Raw genomic sequence first — 16366 nt, 5'->3', positions numbered from 1 at the left:
GCGCGCCGCCCACCGCGGCGCGCCCTTCTCGCATTTCCAGTCCGCCCTCTCATCGACGCCCGCCCACCAGGCAAGGCACTTCATCTGGCCATTACCATGACCCGCACCAGCCTCACCCAACTTGAAGCCCGCGATTCCTTCATCCCGCGCCACATCGGCCCGTCCGAATCCGAACAGGCAGCGATGCTGTCGACCCTCGGCTACGCCAGCCGCGCCGCGCTGATCGACGCCGTCGTCCCGGCCAACATCCGCCGCCAGGACACCCTCGACCTCGGCCAGTTCACCGAGCCGCGCACCGAAGAAGACGCGCTGGGCGTCCTGAAGGCGCTGGCTTCCAAGAACAAGGTCATGAAGTCGCTGATCGGCCAGGGCTACTACGGCACCCACACGCCCAAGGTCATCCTGCGCAACATCTTCGAGAACCCGGCCTGGTACACCGCCTACACCCCCTACCAGCCCGAGATCTCGCAGGGCCGCCTGGAAGCGATCCTGAACTTCCAGCAGGTCGTGATCGACCTCACCGGCATGGGCATCGCCAACTCCTCGATGCTGGACGAAGGCACCGCCGCCGCCGAAGCCATGACCCTGATCCAGCGCGTCGGCAAGTCGAGCTCCAAGGTGTTCTACGTGGCCGACGACGTGCTGCCGCAGACCCGTGAAGTGCTCGAGACCCGCGCCCAGCCGATCGGCGTCGAGATCCGCAGCATCGCCGCCGCCGACATCGAGAAGCTGGAAGAGAGCTGCTTCGGCGTGCTGCTCCAGTACCCGGGCGTGAACGGCGAAGTGCGCGACTATCGCGCCGCCGTCGAGAAGCTGCACGCCGCCGGCGCCATGGTGGTGGTGGCCGCCGACCTGCTGGCCCTGACCATGCTGACCCCGCCGGGCGAATGGGGCGCCGACGTGGTGGTCGGCAACAGCCAGCGCTTCGGCGTGCCGCTCGGTTTCGGCGGCCCGCACGCGGGCTACCTGGCCACCCGCGACGAATTCAAGCGCAGCATGGCCGGCCGCCTGGTCGGCGTGACCGTGGACGCGCAGGGCAACCAGGCCTATCGCCTGGCGCTGCAGACCCGCGAACAGCACATCCGCCGCGAAAAGGCGACCTCGAACATCTGCACCGCCCAGGTGCTGCTGGCCGTGATGGCCGGCATGTACGCGGTCTACCACGGCCCGCAGGGCCTCAAGCGCATCGCCCAGCGCGTGCACCGCCAGACCGCCATCCTGGCGGCCGGCCTGCGCCAGCTCGGCGTGAGCGTGACCAACACCACCTTCTTCGACACCCTCACCATCGAGGGCGACGCCGAGGCCCTGCACGCCGCCGCGCAGCAGGCCGGCATCAACCTGCGCCGCATCGACGCCGGCCACGTGGGCGTGTCGCTGGACGAGACCACCACCCGCGACGACCTGGCCCTGCTGTTCTCGGTCTTCGGCCAGGGCAAGAGCCTGGACCTGGAAGCCCTCGACGCGAGCGTGGCTGACGCCTTCCCGGCCGCCCTCACCCGCGAGAGCGCCTACCTGACCCACCCGACCTTCAACCGCTACCACGCCGAGCACGAGATGCTGCGCTACCTGCGCTCGCTGGCGGACAAGGACCTGGCCCTGGACCGCACCATGATCCCGCTCGGCTCCTGCACCATGAAGCTGAACGCGACCTCGGAAATGATCCCGGTCACCTGGCCCGAGTTCTCGAACATCCACCCGCTGGCCCCGAACGACCAGACCGTCGGCTACCGCGAGATGATCGCCCAGCTCGAAGCCATGCTGTGCGCCGCCACCGGCTACGCCGCCATCTCGCTGCAGCCGAACGCCGGCTCGCAGGGCGAGTACGCCGGCCTGCTGGTGATCCAGAAGTACCACGAGTCGCGCGGCGAAGGGCACCGCAACATCTGCCTGATCCCGTCCTCGGCGCACGGCACCAACCCGGCCTCGGCCAGCATGGTCGGCATGAAGGTCGTGGTCACCGCCTGCGACGAGAACGGCAACGTCGACCTGGCCGACCTCAAGGCCAAGGCCGAGCAGTACAGCAAGGACCTGGCCTGCGTGATGATCACCTACCCCTCGACCCACGGCGTGTTCGAAGAAGGCATCCGCGAGCTGTGCGAGATCGTGCACCAGCACGGCGGCCAGGTCTACGTGGACGGCGCCAACATGAACGCGATGGTCGGCGTGGCCGCCCCGGGTTCCTTCGGCGGCGACGTCAGCCACCTGAACCTGCACAAGACCTTCTGCATCCCGCACGGCGGCGGCGGCCCGGGCGTGGGCCCGATCGGCGTCGGCGCCCACCTGGCGAAGTTCCTGCCGAACCAGCTCTCGACCGGCTACGTGCGCGACGAAGCGGGCATCGGCGCGGTCTCGGCCGCGGCCTACGGCTCGGCCTCCATCCTGCCGATCTCGTGGATGTACATCGCGATGATGGGCGCGCGCGGCCTGACCGAGGCGACCGAAGTGGCGATCCTGAACGCCAACTACATCGCCCGCCGCCTGGCCCCGCACTACCCGGTGCTGTACACCGGCCACGACGGCCTGGTGGCGCACGAGTGCATCATCGACCTGCGCCCGCTGCAGGACAAGACCGGCATCAGCAACGAAGACGTGGCCAAGCGCCTGATGGACTTCGGCTTCCACGCCCCGACCATGAGCTTCCCGGTGCCGGGCACCCTGATGATCGAGCCGACCGAGTCGGAGTCGAAGGCCGAGCTGGACCGCTTCATCGAGGCGATGATCACCATCCACGCCGAGATCGTGAAGGTCGAGCGCGGCGAGTACGACAAGATGGACAATCCGCTCAAGGGCGCGCCGCACACCGCGGAAGTGGTCACCGCCGACGACTGGCAGCACGGCTACTCGCGCGAAGTGGCGGCCTTCCCGGTCGCTTCGCTGCGCAAGAAGAAGTACTGGCCGCCGGTCGGCCGCGCCGACAACGTCTACGGCGACCGTAACCTGTTCTGCGGCTGCGCGCCGATCAGCGACTACGAGTAAGGCGAGAGGCTACTTGCGGCTTGACGCGAGCCGCAGGTGAGAGGAAGGATGGCGGCGACGCTCCCGCGCGAGATTGCGCGGGGCGTCGCCGCCTTGTTTTTCCGGCGCCGCCTTTTCCTTCGCCCCCGGTTGCGCCGCCGCCACCCGCTCCTGGCCCGGCTCCTCGAGGCGGAAGCCGGCCATGGTGCGCGACAGCGCCAGGGCCTGCATCTGCAGGGTGCGCGCGGCCCAGGCCGCCTCTTCGACGAGGGTGGTGTTCTGGCGCGTGACCTGGTCCATGCGCACGATGGCCTGGTTGACGTCTTCGAGTTTTGCGCTCTGCCCCATGCTGGCCGAGCCGATGCGCCCGACGATGTCCTCGACCTCGCGCACCGAGTGGGCGATGCGCTCCATGCTGCTGCCGGCCTGCGCCGCCCAGGCGGTGCCGCCCTCGATCTCGGCCACCGACTGGGCCGCCAGCAGGCCGATCTCGCGCGCCGAGGCGGACACGCGGCGCGCCAGGCCGCGCACCTCGGTGCTCAGGGCCGCCATGTCGTCCGCGCCGACCTGGGTGCGGGCCGCGTCCAGGCCGGCGTTCAGGGCCAGGGTGCCGGCCGCCGCCGCCGCGGACTCCAGCTCGGCGACGAGCTCCACCACGCGGTGGGCGCTGCGCTTGCCCGATTCCAGGGTCGCGACCAGGCGCTCGACCACGCTCCCGCCCTCCTCCAGCGCGCTGCCGGCGCTGGCCGCCAGGCGGTTGGCCGCTTGCGCGCTGTCGGCGGTGAAATGGGCGCTGCTGGCCAGCTCCTGCATCGAGCCCGCGGTCTCGACCAGCGAGCTGGCGCGGAACACCGCGCGGCTGCCCAGGCTCAGGCTGCCCAGCTTGATGTCGCGCGAGGCCACGCCGATCAGGCGCGCGGACTCCAGGATGCTGCGCAGCGTGTGATTGAGGCTGAGGATGCTGGCGTCGAGGGCGCGCGAGGTCTCGGCGATCTCGTCGTTGCCATAGGCGCGCTCGCGCACGGTCAGGTCGCCGCTGGCCAGGCCGCTGACGGCCGCCTTGATGCCCAGGATTTCAGCCAGCAGCAGCCGCCGCACGGCGAAGGTGATCGCCAGCGACAGCACCACGGCAACCAGCACCAGGGCCGGCATCAGGCTCGACATCAGGCGGAAGTCGGCCTGGGCGCGCTGCGAGGCCTGGCGCGACAGGGCTTCCTCGATCATGGCCAGGTTGGCCAGGCGCTGGGCCACCACGGCGAAGGCGCTTTCGGCCTTGAGCATGGCGTTGGCCGAAATCGAGCCGTCCAGCGGCGCCAGTTCGATCACGTCGCGCACCGCGGCGGCGTAGCGTTGATGGGCCAGCGCGGCCTGCTCCACCTGCCGGCGCTCGGCCGCCTGCGGACCGGTGAGGCGCGACAGCTCGGCCAGGCCGGCGGCGATCTGCCGGTGCTGGAGCAGGATGTCGCGCCGCAGCGGCTCGGTGCGCGCCAGCGGGAAGCTGCCGCCCACCCAGCTCAGCAGCCGGTAGATGTCGGCATGGGCCTTCTGCGATTGCGCCGCCAGGCTGCTGGCCGCGCGCAGGTTGGCGGCGCGCTGGCCGACGATCGATTCGAGCGAATCGTTCTGGCGCAGCATCGCGTACCAGGCGCAACACGACAGCAGGACCAGGAGGAGCAGCACCGCGCCGGGGGCGAGCAGCAGCTTGGGACCGATACGCAGGCGGGCCAGCATGATTCAGCCCAGGGAGGAAGGAAAAACGACGAGGGCGGCGCCGGCGCGCGCGCGCGACGCGTAGGAGTGTGGCGATGTGTTCATGGCTTCCTCCAGTTGGCTTGCACAAAGTTTCCTGTGTGCATTTAATGAATCTACCTGAACTATGTCGCCTGGATTTTGCGGTAGCGCAAACCGGCCACCGGGCAGCACCCCGCGTGCGCGGCGATTTCACGCGCCCCGTGTTACGCTCGCGTCCATACCACCACCGCGGACGAGCACAGATGGCACGGACAGACCTGTCGAACTACAACCTGGGCGAGCTCAAGGGCCTGCTGTTCGATGTAGAAAAGGAACTCAAGCTGCGCGAACGGCGCGACACCAAGGCTGCGCGCGAGCGCATCCTGGCGATCGCGCGCAGCGCCGGCGTCAGCGTCGAGGAGCTTCTCGCCAGCCAGGGCGGGCGTCCGCGCAAGCAGGGGGCGCAGGCGAAGCAGCCGCCCGTTGCGCGCTACCGCAACCCACAGGACGCCAGCCAGACCTGGAGCGGGCGGGGGCGCAAACCCGGGTGGGTCAGCGCGGCGCTGGCGGAGGGCAAGCGCCTCGACGATCTTCTCGCCTGAACCGGGCCGGTTCGGCCGAGAATGCGCTTGCCTCTGATCAAAATGCAACACATTCCGGCCATATACAGACGCGAGATGTAACATTCGCTGACAATTCGGGTAATGTTATCAGGCTGGCACGCTGCTAAGCTTCTGCTGTCCGCCAGCGGACATGGGATATACACGACAACCTGGTATACAGCGGGGATGATCCATGAAAGCACGTCGCATCGGCCTGGCCGCCGTCCTCTTCGCCGCTGGCGCGGCGCAGGCGCAACTCATCGAGAAGCTGGAACAGCGGCGGCTCGAGTCCCTGCCGGTCAAGCCCGGCCCCCTGGACAAGGCATTCGTGCCGCTCGAGCGGGTATATGGCGAACGCGAGAATCCGCCCCCGAACCAGGAACTGTTCAAGGAGTATTTCCAGGATCCGCGCTTCACCCTCGGCCTGCGCCTGAGCCCCGGCTGGTCGCTCGAGACCGGCTACGTCGAACTGCGCGACCGCGGCTTGCACAAGGCCTTCGAGGGGCGCCCCGAAGAGGTGACGGGCGCGCTCGGGGTCAGGAGCTACGGGGTCCACGCCGCCGTCAAATATACCCACGCTTTCACCGACCGCCTGAGCGGTTTCGGCAAGGTCGGCAAGGCCTACAGCGAACGCAAGCGCGATCTCGACAGCATGAACCACACGGACAACACCGACGTGGGCGCCTACCTGCACTTCGGCGCGCAGTACAAGCTGAGCGACCGCTCCACCCTGAGCGGCGGCTACGAGGTCCAGGGCAACGCGGCGCAGAAGTTCGGCAGGGGCGTAGTCTCGGACGGCGCCAAGGCCAAGCTCAAGATCGGCTTCTGAACGGCCGGCCTCACCCCTCCTGCACGGCGCGCCAGCGCGCCAGATAGGCTTGCGCCAGTTCGTCCTCGCCGCGCGCGCTCAGGAAAGCATGGGCGCGCTCGCACGCGGCGCCGGTGGCGTCCGGGTCGGCCTGCATGGCGCGCTCCAGCAAGTCCAGGCCCTCGCGCTCGTCGCGCTCCAGCCGGGTCACGCCCTCGAGGAACAGGCCGAGCGCATGCCCCGGGTGGGCTTCATTGAAGGCGGCCAGCGGGGCGCGCAGGTCGGTCTCGGGCTCGTGGCGCATCGCCAGGCGCAGCATTTCCAGCTCCTGGTCGGCGTCGCGCCCGGGCGCGGCGCGCAACTCGCGCAGGCGCGCGCGTTCGCCCTGGGTTTCGGCGTAGCGCTGCGCCCAGGGCGTGGCCAGCTCGCCGGCCCAGCGCTCCTGGAGCGCGCCGCGCACCGTCCCGAGAGCGTCGCCGAACCAGGCTTGCGCCGCGCTGTCGCCCTGCAGGGCGGGCGGCAGTCCGTGCTGGTCCTGGCCCGGCTTGCCCAGAGCAGCCAGGCGCGCGCGCAAGGTCGGATGGGTGTCGGCGACATGGCCCTCGCGGTCGAGCGCCTCCTCCAGCCAGGCGCGCAGCATGCTTTCCTCGCAGGGACCGCCGGCATGCTCGGCCCAGCCGTGCATCACGCCGGCCGGCGGCGTTGCCAGTTCGTCGACCTGGCGCAACACGCCTTCCATGTAGCGCGCATAGCGCGGCGCCACCAGGTTCACGCGCTTGAGCGCATGGGCGGCGCTGCCCGCGCCCACCAGTTCGGCGGAGGCGGCGTCGGCGCGGTATTCGTCGGCGCGCGCCAGCACGAAGGTATAGGCGTTGAAGTAAGGCGCGTACCAGCGCACCAGGGGACGGGCCAGCCTGGCGGACCAGCCCTGGAAGTGGTCCATGTGCGCCTGCACCGTCGCCCAGGTGTGGCGCAGGCGGTAGATGAAGGCCGAGAAGCGCCCGTGCGAGCCTGCCAGGTGGCCGTACTCGTGGGCCACGATGGCCATCGCCTCGTCCGGCGCCAGGCACTCCAGCAAGGGAAGGCCGAGCAGCAGGTAGTTGCGCGGGAAGCCGACCAGGCCGAAGGCCGGACGCTGCACCACCGCCGCATTCGCCTCCGCCACCACCAGCACGTGATGGAAGCGCGGCCCGCGCATGCGGCGGCGCATGTCGTCGAGCGCGGCGAACAGCGCCGGCGCATCGGCGCGCTGGACTTCATGGCCTTGCGGCGCCGGAAAACGCACGAACAGGGCCTGGAAGGCCGAGCGCAGGGTGTACCACAGCGGCACCGCCAGCAGGAACAGCAGCTTGCCGAGCTTGGCGACCAGGAGAACGAGCAGCGCGCCGCCGCTGTAGGCCATGGCGGCGGCGATGCCGGCCAGCGCCACCAGTCCGAAGCCGAGCGTCGCCAGCACCAAGCCGAGAATGAAGAAACCCAGGAGCGCCAGCAGGGCGACCTTGAGGCGGTAGTGTCCCGGTGCGACGGCGCTCTCGCGTTCGAGGCGCTGCACCATGCTGTGGAAACGGTCGATGTCCATGCTGGCCTTTCGGTCGCCGCGCGGGCGGATAGAATCGGATGGGAGCGGAAGCCCTACTGCTTGAGCGACTTGAGCTGGTCCTGGGCGTCTTCGCGCTGCTTCTTCGACAGCGCCGGCGTGGCCGCCAGGGCCTTCTCGTAGGCCGCGGCGGCCTTCTGCTTCGCACCCGTGACCTGCAGCGACTGGCCCAGGCGGTAGTACACGGCGGCGCCGGGATAAATGCCGGCCGCCTGCTCGAAGAAGGGCACAGCCTCCGCCTGCCTGCCCTGCTCCTGGCGCACCCGGCCCAGTCCGTAGACGCCGGCCTCGTGGCGCGGGTAGGCGGCCTGCAGCTCGCGGAACACGCGCTCGCCGTCGGCGTAGCGCTTGTCCATCGTGTAGCGGAAACCGATGTTGTTCAGGGTGTCGCGGCGCTCGTCTCCCAGCTTGCTGTCGGCGGCCACCTCGACCGCCCGCGCGAGGCGCTCGGCCTTGGACAGGTCCTTCTCGTCGATCGCCAGCCGCGCCTGCATCAGCTGGGCCGCTTCGGGGCTGGCCTTCAGGCTGTCCTGGGCCAGGGACCGCGCCTTGTCGGCGCCGCCGCCGACGATGCCGGGCGCCACCAGGTAGTACTGCAGCAGCGAGAAGCGCGCCGAGACGTTGGCCGGGTCCAGCTCGACCGCCTTGCGGAAGGCGTCGCGGATCTTGCCGGCGTAGCCCATGGCCGAGAAGATGCCTGCATTGATCGCCTTCGCGCCGAGCGCGTTGCCCAGCCCTTCCTGACAGCCCGAATCGCGCGGATGCGCGGCGACGCAGGCCTCGCCCAGGGCGACCGCCTCCTCAATGCGCTGTTCCAGGCCCAGGGCCAGGATGGCGTCGATCTTGGCGGCCATGGCCTGCGGGTCGCGCGGCGCGGCCGCTAGCGCGGCGTTGGCCTGGCGCTCGGCTTCCTGGAAATTGCGGTCCCTGAGCAGGGCCTCGTAGGGCGCGGCGGCGGCGCCGGCGCCGGCCAGGGCGGCGCAGAACAGGGCTGCGTGGAGGGAGAGTGAAACCGGACGGAGGGAGGCGCGCATACATCCTTTCTTATCGTATTGACATGCTCATCCATTCTACCGATCCCGGGGCGCAGCGCTACCTGTTCGATCGGATAGGAGACCGGGCGCGGAAGGGTTACACTAGCGCGATGCGCATCCCCGCCTCCGCGGCCCGGCATGGCCGACTTGCCCTCCTGTGCCTGGCTTCATTGCTGGCCCATCTGCTCGTCCTCGCATGGCTCGATGCCCGCCTGGCGCCGCCGCCCCTTCCCGCAGGCGCCCTCGCCGTGCGCCTGGTGGCGCCTAGCGCGCCGCCGCCCTTGCCCGAAGCCGCTCCCGCACCTGTCCCGGAACCCTTGCCCGTGGCCGCCCCCGCGCCGGCGCCCGTTTCCGCGCCCGCCGACACCGAGGCCGCCAGCGCTTCCGCCGCGCCCGAGCCGGCCGCCGGCGCCGGCGGCGCCGAGCCGCCGCTCCAGATGCCGGGCCGCTACCGCGTCACCGCCCCGCCCTCCATCACGCTCGACTACCGGGTCGACAGCGCCGCTCCCGGGCGCGCCCCCGTCGCGGTGGGCCGGGCGCGCCTGGAATGGGAAAGCGACGGCAACGCCTACCGCCTGCGCCTGACCGGCGTGCTGGGAGAGCGCAGCAGCGAAGGCGGCGCCGACGACGCTGGCCTGGCGCCGCTGCGCGCCGCGATCGCGCAAGGCGCAGGGACGGCGAGCATCGTGTTCGACCGCGAACGCAACCTGGTCAGCGACGCGCGCGGCGCGGCCCTGCCGCTGGCGATGGGCATGCAGGACGGCGCCTCGGTGCTGGCGCAGCTGGCCGGCATGGGGCTGGCCGACCCGGACCAGATGCAGGACGTGCTGGAGATCGTGGTGAGCGAAGGGCAAGGCGCGCACATCGCGCGCTTCCAGGTGGCGGAGCGGGAAACGGTGGACACCGGCGCGGGCCCGGTCGAGGCCCTGCGCCTGGTGCGCCTGGCGGCGGCGGGGATGCCGCGCCTGGAGCTGTGGCTGGCGCCGCAGCTGCACTGGATGCCGGTGCGCCTGCGCCTGAGCGCGCCGGACGGCACGGTGCGCACCCAGACGCTGGCGGCGGCGCCTTGAAGCGGCGCGGATGCCGGCGGCGCCCGTGCAGGGCGCCGCGAGGACTCAGTCCAGCTTGGCCGCGTGCTCGCGGGTCGCGTGGAAGGTCAGTTTGGGCCAGCGTTCCTGGGTCAGGCGCAGGTTGACGCCGGAGGTCGCCAGGAAGGCCATGTTGCCGGCCGCATCGTAGGCGACCTGGTGGCCGAGCTGGTTCTCGAAGTCGGACAAGGCCTTCTTGTCCTCGCTCGACACCCAGCGCGCGCTGCTGATGCTGCTGCTCTCGAACACCGCGTCCACGCCGTACTCGTTGAGCAGGCGGCTGGCCACCACCTCGAACTGCAGCACCCCGACCGCGCCCAGGATCAGGTCGCTGCCCAGCACCGGCTTGAACACCTGCACCGCGCCCTCCTCGCCCAGCTGCTGCAGGCCCTTGTGGAGCTGCTTCATCTTGAGCGGGTTACGGATGCGCACCGTGCGGAACAGCTCCGGCGCGAAGTAAGGGATGCCGGTGAAGGTCAGGGTCTCGCCTTCGCTGAAGCTGTCGCCGATCTGCATGTTGCCGTGGTTCGGCAGGCCGATGATGTCGCCCGCGTAGGCTTCCTCGACCTGCTCGCGGCTCGACGCCATGAAGGTCACCACCGAGGACAGCTTGACCTCGCGGCCCAGGCGCAGGTGCTTGACCTTCATGCCCTTCTCGAAGCGTCCCGAGCACACGCGCAGGAAGGCGATGCGGTCGCGGTGGGCCGGGTCCATGTTGGCCTGGATCTTGAAGACGAAGCCGGAGAATGGCTGTTCTTCCGGCTTGACCGCGCGCACCGTGGCGTCGCGCTCGCGCGGAGCCGGCGCCCAGTCGACCAGGGCCGAGAGGATCTCGCGCACGCCGAAGTTGTTGATCGCCGAACCGAAGAACACCGGCGTCTGGACGCCATCGAGGAAGCGCTGCAGCTCGAAGGGGTGAGAGGCGCCGTGCACCAGCTCCACCTCGGTCTTGAGCTGCTCGATCTCGAGCGGGAACATCTCGGCCAGCCTGGGGTTGTCGATGCCCTTGACGATCTCGAAGGCGCCGTCGGCGCGCTCCTCGCCCGCCTTGAACAGCATGATCTCGTCGCGCAGCAGGTGGTAGACCCCGCGGAAGTTCTTGCCCATGCCGATCGGCCAGGTCACCGGCGCGCATTCGATCTTCAGCACCGATTCGACCTCGTCGAGCAGTTCGAGCGGATCGCGGGTTTCGCGGTCGAGCTTGTTCATGAAGGTGACGATCGGGGTGTCGCGCATGCGGCACACGTCGAGCAGCTTGATGGTCTGCTCTTCCACGCCCTTGGCGGCGTCGATCACCATCAGGGCCGAGTCGACCGCGGTCAGCACCCGGTAGGTGTCTTCCGAGAAGTCCTGGTGGCCAGGGGTGTCGAGCAGGTTGATCACGTGGTCGCGGAACTCGAACTGCATCACCGAGGATGCGACCGAGATGCCGCGCTGCTTCTCGATGTCCATCCAGTCCGAGGTGGCGTGACGGCCGCTCTTGCGGCCCTTGACGGTGCCGGCCAGCTGGATCGCGCCCGAGAACAGCAGAAGCTTCTCGGTGAGGGTGGTCTTACCGGCGTCGGGGTGGGAGATGATGCCGAAGGTGCGGCGGCGCGCGACTTCGCGCGCGATCGCGCCGGCCTGGCGGCTGGCGGGGGTGCCTGCATCGGACGTGTCGTCCGCTGCGGAAATGTCGGTGTCGTTGGCCATAGTCGAGCCCTCGGAGCGGCCCATGCAAGAAAACCTTCGATTTTACCGTTTCCGGGCGGGGCCGTGTGAACAGTTTGGCCAACGCCTACTGCTGAGTTACCCACCCAACGTCGTTCCGGCGAAGGCCGGAACCCAAGTTTGCTTGCGTGGCTGCGCTAACAAACTTGGATTCCGGCCTTCGCCGGAATGACGGTTCATGCGTATGGTGAATGAAATTGGATATTCGGGCTGCTCACTCCCTCATTCCCTCGTTCCCTCATTCTGGCATTACCTACTCTCTCACTCCCTCACCCTCCTCCACCCGCTGCGGCGCGCCGCCTCGGTCTTGGCCGGCGCCACTTCCGAGGTGATGGTCTTGCCGTCCGCCGTGGTGGTGATCATCTTCAGCGCCCCCGACGGCAGGCGCACGATGATGAAGCCCACCGCCGCCGAGTTGTTCGACAGGGTGTGCCCCACCACCCCGTCCGGCGAGGACGGCAGGCCGGTGCAGACGTCGAACTGGTAGACGTTGCTGGTGCCGCCCACCGAGCAGGCCGAGGAGGAGCTCGGCAGGTTGGTCACCACCGTCAGGGTCCCGGCCACGATCTTGGGGTCCAGGTTGACGCGCTCGCCCAGGTTGCGGTCGAAGTCGACGAACCAGCCCGACTGCGTCCCCAGGTCGGCCTCGTCGCCCGAGACCGTGTACTCGTCGCGCGCCGCGCCCGCGATCTTGGTCAGGCGCTTGCGCGCCATTGCCGGCAGGCTGCGCCAGGCGCCGGCGTTGATCGCCACGCCGTCGTCCTTGAGCACGTAGGCGCTCTGGGTCGCCGTGTTGCCGACGTCCGGCAGGTCGAGCAGGCGCCCGCTGCCGAAGGCCACCACGCGCTCCGGACGCACCGCCCCGCCGTCGCTTGGTTCGACCGCGCACAGGGCCACGTCGGGACGGGTGGTGATCGGCTGGTTGACGCCGGCGTCGCCCATCTTGAGCACCCGCACGGTGCCGGGGCTGGTCAGGTCGAAGCGCCACATCTGGCCCAGGTTGTCGCCGCCGTAGACGTAGGTCACCAGCGGGTCGCGGTTGGGGTTGGCGGTGATGGCGGTGATCTTGGCCAGGCCTGAAGGCGTGGTGGTGTCGCCCGAGCCGGTGCTGACGCGGTCGAGCACGCGGCCGGTGGCGGCGTCCACGATCAGGAGGAAGCCGCGCCCGGTGCCGCCGGCCACTCCGTCCGTGCCCGGGATGTTGTTGTAGCCCGAGGTCAGGAACACCACCCAGCGCTCGGTCCCGCTGGCGTCCTTCCAGGTGCCGAACTGCGGGTTGCCGAAGGAGTAGCCGATCTCCGGCTCCAGGTTGTCGCCGCTGCACACGGCCGGGTCGGCGCACAGTTCCCACAAGGCCTGCGGGCTGTCCGGATCGGTGACGTCGATCGCGTAGTAGCCGCGCCCGCCCCCGTTCAGGCCGGCCACCAGGATGGTCTTCCAGGCGCCATTGATGAACACGTCGCCCAGTTCCGGCGAGCCGTCGACGTTGAACTGGTGGTTGGTGCCGTAGTTGATGCTGGCCAGCTGGTACAGCTTCTTCATCGTGATGCGCGGGACGTAGGCCCACAGTTCCTCGCCGGTGGCGGCGTCGAAGGCGTGCAGCATGCCGTCGTTGGCGGCCGCGAACACCGCCGCCTGGCGCGATTTCTGGGCATCCTTGAAGGTGGCGTAGCCGGTGCGGTCGTAGGACTTGCGCGGGTCGCGCATGTAGGCCGGCTTGGACGAGGCGATGTCGCCGATGACGATCGGCAGCGGCCCGCTGGCGCCGGCCGGCGTGGTCTCGGTGCGGGAATAGGCGCGCAGCACCGCGTCGTCGGCGTACTGCTGCTGGCCGCGCAGCCAGTTGATGATGTTCGCGCCGCTGTTGACGACGGCCCGGTTGGTCGCCGACAGGGTCACGCACTGCGGCAGCGCCGCGCACTTGTTGTCGAACCAGGCGCGCTCGGTGGCCGACATCTCGGCATAGGTGAAATTCCTGAGCGTGCCGGCGCCCGGATCGAGCATCAGGATGCGACGGCTGTCCTCGGCCGCCTCCACCTTGCGGCCGGCGGTCTGGGACGAATTCCAGACGTCGGCGGTGCCGACCTGGCCGGTGACGGTGTCGATCTTGCGGTTGGACAGCTCGCCGTACCACTTCACCGTGGTGAAGGTGGCCGAGAAGATGTCGTTGTCCTCCTGCGAGATGTTGGGCGTCGAGGTGGCGGCCGCCGCGGCGGCGCCGACCTTGACCTCGATGTTGGCCAGGGCCTGGCGCAGGCCGTCCACCACCTGGCGCGGGTCGGAGGCCGAGAAGTACTTGCCATGGCCGTTGATCGCGGCATGCCAGAGGTCGTCCACGCGCGACTGGTAGGCGGCCGAGCCGCTGTTGTCGCCGGTGTTGGGGTTGGGCCAGACGTAGGCGCCGCCGCCGTTCCAGGGGCAGCCGGTAGCCGCGCCGGTGATCAGCTTGTAGAAGTCGCCGCCCTGTACCGGCGCGGTGTCGTAGTTCGGCTCGTAGGTCATGACGCCGTCCACGCCCAGGCCGAGCGCGAAGGTGCGCATGTGCAGGCGGGTGTTCTCGCCCGGACCGGCCGGCACCAGGCCGGGCTTGTTCCAGTTCTCCAGGCTCGGGCGCAGCGAGGACAGGGTGGTGTTGGAGCCGCCGTTGTACCAGTAGAGCGCCACGTCGGCCAGCGAGTTGTCGGTCTGCACGCTGGGGTCGACGCAGCCCTTGGCCCGGGTGCAGAAGCGCGCCGGGTTCTCCTGCTGGTCGTTGCTGACCACGTTGGCAGCGGCGCCGCCGTTCCAGTAGCCGTCGGTGGTGACGAAGGTGAAGTTCTGCTGGCAGGCGTACTGCACCGCTTCCGAGCCGGCCGGGAAGTTATAGGGCGCCTGGTTGGCGTACATCTTGCCGATCGCATGCAGGGCCTGGCGGATCGGGGTCGACTGGGTGCCGTTCATCGCATACAGCGAGGTGTACCAGCTGGTGCGGTGGCTGCCCGAGAACGGCAGCGGACGGTTCATCGCGCCCTCGGCCGCCGCGGTCGAGAGGGAGACAAGGCCGACGTTGTAGTTGTCGGTGATCGGCTGGAAGGCCTGGCCCACGGCCGTCTTCATGGTCTGGTTGCGGGTCTTGTAGTAGCCGTACCAGTTGGCGAAGTTGGTCATCTCCTCGGCATAGGTGCAGGTCGCGCCGGCGCAGTCGGTGCGCGCGCTGTCCTTCGGATAGCTGTTTCGGGTCGGCACGATGTCGGTGCGTACGAAGACCGAGGCGCCGAGCGGCGTCGTCACGGTCGGCACGCCGTCGCTCTGGGCCACGCCCACGCCGAAGGTCAGGTAGCGCGGGTTGTTGCCGTTGTTGCTGAGCGAGCCGAGGGCGATGTTCTTGCCTTCGGCGTCGCTCGCAGTGTCGACCAGGCAGACCGTGGTGTTGGGCTGGGCCGCGCAGGTGGGCGAGGAATTGGCGGTGCCGCCGACATAGGCGCGCACCGTGCCCTTGGTGCCGATCTTGTCGCGGATCGCCGCCGCGACCGCGGCCGCGTTGATGCCGCGGTTGAAGCTCAGGCTGCTGGAAAACAGTTGGGCGCCGCCATAGGTCAGGCCGGCCAGCACCTGGGTCTTGCTCGGATTGGTGCTGCCCGAGACCGTCAGCAAGGCGGTCGAGGCGCTGCCCGAGGCCACCAGCAGCTCGTCGCCGGCGCGGCTGCCGTCCTTGACCAGGGTGCAGTCGGGCACCGGCTTGCCCACCGTGTTCGCGGGACAGCTGATGGGCACCACCGCCACCACGTTGTTGCTGTCGAGCGTGATGCCATAGGTCGAGCAGGCCGGCACCCCGCCCCCGGTCGGGGTGCGCACGCAGGCGGTGAAGGCGCGCGCCAGGCCGCTCTTGGCGATGATCGAGGCGGCCAGCGCGTTGGCGAAGGCCTGCTGCTTTGCGGCCGTATTGGTGCCGTTGCTGGCGGTGACCGGGCCGTTGGTGATCACCACCGAGCCGGCCGTGCTGACCGCCGTCACGCTGTCGACCGTCATCGAGCTGGCCGTGGTGGACAGTCCGATGGTGATGGTGCCGTACCATTCGCCGGCCCGGTTGGGGTCGGAAAAGCGCGGGTACTTGTAGTTGCCGACGTACTTGGCCTGGCAATTGGTCAGCGCGCGGGTATCGCACCAGCGCACCTTGGCCGGGAACGGGTAGCCCGCCGGGGCCGGCGCGTTGATCGCGGTCGACTTGCAGGTGGTGAGGCTGGCGTCGGTGCAGTATTCGGCGACGTTGATGGTGTAGTAGTAGGGATTGGCGGTGAAGCTCTGGGCGTTGTAGCGCTCGTCGTTCGGGTAGGAATAGCCGACCGTGTTGCTGCTGCAGTTGCCGCTGCCGTCGCACCAGCGCAGGTCGGGGAAGCCGCTCACCAGGTTGGTGCTGTTGGCCGCACTGCCGAGCAGGTCGGTCCGGTTGACGCCGAAGCCGTCGGTGGTGACGGTGGCCCAGTTCGAGGTGGCGCCGGCGTTCAGCTCCGGATAGGAAGTGCCGTCCGCCCGCACCGGCGGGCTGTAGCGCACCTTGGGGTTGTAGTACTGACGGTTGAAGTCGGCGCTGGCATAGGGCGGATCGCCAATGCGGCAGCCGCGGGTGCCGCCGGCCAGGGTGGCGCGCGAGCGGCAGGTGCTGCTGTCGTCCACATAGTCGGGCGTGAAGCTGCTGGCCATCGAGCCCGAGTTATCGTAGAGCAGCATCAGGTTCGGCTTGACCGTGCCGGTGCCCGTGATGTTCAGCAGCGGCAGCTGCGAGATGCCGGTGGGGCCGGCGCTGGCCGGCAGCGCGCTCAGGGCCAGGCACAGGGAAAGAAGATAGCGTTTCATGGGCATTC

9 protein-coding genes are annotated in these 16366 nt (G+C 69.4%); 4 read left to right on the top strand and 5 right to left on the bottom strand.

What is annotated here, in order from left to right; all coding sequences use genetic code 11:
• Positions 1-96: 96 nt before the first annotated feature.
• A complete protein-coding gene (gene gcvP, locus B0920_RS03965; RefSeq protein WP_078031259.1) occupies positions 97-2976 on the top strand; it encodes an aminomethyl-transferring glycine dehydrogenase in 2880 nt (959 codons plus the stop codon).
• A gap of 9 nt (positions 2977-2985) precedes the next feature.
• Here the strand turns inward: gcvP and B0920_RS03960 are convergent, their stop codons facing one another.
• On the bottom strand, positions 2986-4686 hold the full coding sequence (locus B0920_RS03960) for a methyl-accepting chemotaxis protein (protein WP_078031258.1): 1701 nt from the start codon (positions 4684-4686) through the stop codon (positions 2986-2988).
• A 263-nt stretch (positions 4687-4949) separates the two neighbouring features.
• Here B0920_RS03960 and B0920_RS03955 point away from each other — a divergent pair, with 263 nt between their 5' ends.
• On the top strand, positions 4950-5288 hold the full coding sequence (locus tag B0920_RS03955; protein ID WP_078031257.1) for an H-NS family nucleoid-associated regulatory protein: 339 nt from the start codon (positions 4950-4952) through the stop codon (positions 5286-5288).
• Between the two features lie 193 nt (positions 5289-5481).
• Complete coding sequence (locus tag B0920_RS03950; RefSeq protein WP_078031256.1) at positions 5482-6117, top strand: outer membrane beta-barrel protein; 636 nt, start codon at positions 5482-5484, stop codon at positions 6115-6117.
• 10 nt (positions 6118-6127) lie between these two features.
• Here B0920_RS03950 and B0920_RS03945 read toward each other — a convergent pair whose 3' ends face one another.
• Both B0920_RS03945 and B0920_RS03940 read right to left on the bottom strand, forming a co-directional pair.
• On the bottom strand, positions 6128-7675 hold the full coding sequence (locus B0920_RS03945) for a M48 family metalloprotease (protein ID WP_078031255.1): 1548 nt from the start codon (positions 7673-7675) through the stop codon (positions 6128-6130).
• Positions 7676-7728: 53 nt separating this feature from the next.
• A complete protein-coding gene (locus B0920_RS03940; RefSeq protein WP_078031254.1) occupies positions 7729-8727 on the bottom strand; it encodes a lipopolysaccharide assembly protein LapB in 999 nt (332 codons plus the stop codon).
• A 110-nt stretch (positions 8728-8837) separates the two neighbouring features.
• On the opposite strand from B0920_RS03940, the gene B0920_RS03935 reads away from it, so the two are divergent.
• Positions 8838-9797, top strand: coding sequence for a DUF3108 domain-containing protein (locus B0920_RS03935; RefSeq protein WP_179119087.1), 960 nt, complete (start codon positions 8838-8840; stop codon positions 9795-9797).
• Between the two features lie 45 nt (positions 9798-9842).
• On the opposite strand, the gene B0920_RS03930 is transcribed toward B0920_RS03935, so the two are convergent.
• Both B0920_RS03930 and B0920_RS03925 read right to left on the bottom strand, forming a co-directional pair.
• Positions 9843-11507, bottom strand: a complete 1665-nt coding sequence (locus B0920_RS03930; RefSeq protein WP_078033279.1) for a peptide chain release factor 3 — start codon at positions 11505-11507, stop codon at positions 9843-9845.
• A 279-nt stretch (positions 11508-11786) separates the two neighbouring features.
• Positions 11787-16358 carry a pilus assembly protein gene (locus B0920_RS03925; protein ID WP_078031252.1) on the bottom strand — a complete coding sequence of 1524 codons (4572 nt, stop codon included), beginning with the start codon at positions 16356-16358 and terminating at the stop codon, positions 11787-11789.
• Between the last annotated feature and the right edge of the window lie 8 nt (positions 16359-16366).

Origin of the sequence: Massilia sp. KIM (genome assembly GCF_002007115.1) — a bacterium.
Lineage (GTDB): Bacteria > Pseudomonadota > Gammaproteobacteria > Burkholderiales > Burkholderiaceae_D > Telluria.
This window is presented reverse-complemented; position numbering and strand designations above follow the sequence as displayed.

Coding starts and splice junctions, on each gene's coding strand:
- gcvP (WP_078031259.1), top strand. CDS start 97: ATGACCCGCACCAGCCTCACCCAACTTGAAGCCCGCGATTCCTTCATC.
- B0920_RS03960 (WP_078031258.1), bottom strand. CDS start 4,686: ATGCTGGCCCGCCTGCGTATCGGTCCCAAGCTGCTGCTCGCCCCCGGC.
- B0920_RS03955 (WP_078031257.1), top strand. CDS start 4,950: ATGGCACGGACAGACCTGTCGAACTACAACCTGGGCGAGCTCAAGGGC.
- B0920_RS03950 (WP_078031256.1), top strand. CDS start 5,482: ATGAAAGCACGTCGCATCGGCCTGGCCGCCGTCCTCTTCGCCGCTGGC.
- B0920_RS03945 (WP_078031255.1), bottom strand. CDS start 7,675: ATGGACATCGACCGTTTCCACAGCATGGTGCAGCGCCTCGAACGCGAG.
- B0920_RS03940 (WP_078031254.1), bottom strand. CDS start 8,727: ATGCGCGCCTCCCTCCGTCCGGTTTCACTCTCCCTCCACGCAGCCCTG.
- B0920_RS03935 (WP_179119087.1), top strand. CDS start 8,838: ATGCGCATCCCCGCCTCCGCGGCCCGGCATGGCCGACTTGCCCTCCTG.
- B0920_RS03930 (WP_078033279.1), bottom strand. CDS start 11,507: ATGGCCAACGACACCGACATTTCCGCAGCGGACGACACGTCCGATGCA.
- B0920_RS03925 (WP_078031252.1), bottom strand. CDS start 16,358: ATGAAACGCTATCTTCTTTCCCTGTGCCTGGCCCTGAGCGCGCTGCCG.